The 649-nt window shown below is 48.8% G+C and carries 1 protein-coding gene and 1 pseudogene; one reads left to right on the top strand and one right to left on the bottom strand.

Annotation, left to right across the window (positions count from 1 at the left end; all coding sequences use genetic code 11):
• A partial coding sequence (locus DBR24_RS33865) for a LysR family transcriptional regulator (RefSeq protein WP_256591852.1) occupies positions 1–185 on the bottom strand: 185 nt, incomplete at its 3' end.
• Positions 186–338: 153 nt separating this feature from the next.
• Here DBR24_RS33865 and DBR24_RS26200 point away from each other — a divergent pair.
• A pseudogene (locus tag DBR24_RS26200) lies at positions 339–649 on the top strand (MFS transporter); the annotation flags it as partial.

The raw sequence follows: 649 nt of genomic DNA, 5'->3' as shown, positions 1-649 counted from the left end.
GTCAGTGACAAGCTTCGAGTTGTTCGGTGGAACAACCGAGTCCCAAGCCTGCTCTCCAATCGAGCTATCCCTTTACTGATTGCCGAAGCCGTCAGACTCATCCGCTCGGCAGCGCCTTTAAAGCTGCCGGAGTCGGCAACGCAGACAAATACATCAATGCCCTTTAAACGTTCGGAGGAAAACATGCATGCCCCGCATTCATGAATTGAATTCTGTCGATATGATAAAAAACATCATAAATCAGAACATAATTCCCCAGTAAGCTTGATTCGCGCATCAATCAACACTTTGCGACTGACAAACACTATCAAAACAACCTGCTGAACGATGAGGCAAGGATGCTGACCACGCTAAAAAACTATCCGACAACAATAAATTTGCTGCTGTCGGCGTCCCTGATATTGACCTTGGCGCGAGCAATTACCCTGCCCTATCTGGTCATTTACCTTTCCGGGAGTTTCAGCTTAAGCGTCGCCGATATCGGCCTGGTTATAGGCAGCACACTGATCATTGGGTCGTTATTGAGTCTTTACGGTGGTTTTCTGGTCGACAAGATGTCCAGTTACCGGCTGATCCTGGCCTTCAGTGGCGTGTTCACGCTGGGGTTTCTAGGGACGTTTCTGGCTCGCGAACTTTGGCTGTTCTACAG

Origin of the sequence: Pseudomonas sp. HMWF006 (assembly GCF_003061205.1) — a bacterium.
GTDB classification, from domain to species: Bacteria; Pseudomonadota; Gammaproteobacteria; order Pseudomonadales; family Pseudomonadaceae; genus Aquipseudomonas; species Aquipseudomonas monsensis.
The sequence above is the reverse complement of the archived record's forward strand: the minus strand, read 5'-3'. Positions and strand labels throughout refer to the sequence as shown.